Raw genomic sequence first — 276 nt, 5'->3', positions numbered from 1 at the left:
CTGGAGTGCCCGGTGGCGTTGGTCAGTGAGCGTTTTGAAACGGATCGTAAAGCGACAAGCTGGGTTCTGGGCGGGATTATTGCGGTATTCAGTGCGGTGATTATCTTTAACTTTGGCCAGCTGTTTGGCCTGGTGGCGACCATAGCCACTCAGTATTTCCAGCCCGTTGCGGCCTTGTTGTTCACAGTGTTTGGTGGCTGGGTATGGTCTCGCCATCGTAAACTGAAAGAACTGAGCGCAGGCAGCCCGGAACTGGAGAAGTCACTGTTCTGGAAA

At 53.6% G+C, this 276-nt stretch carries 1 pseudogene; it reads left to right on the top strand.

The features are described from left to right. Positions 1-276 (top strand): annotated as a pseudogene (locus tag ACYP03_RS26020) (sodium-dependent transporter); the annotation flags it as partial.

Source organism: Photobacterium sp. R1, assembly GCF_054600795.1.
The sequence above is the reverse complement of the archived record's forward strand: the minus strand, read 5'-3'. Positions and strand labels throughout refer to the sequence as shown.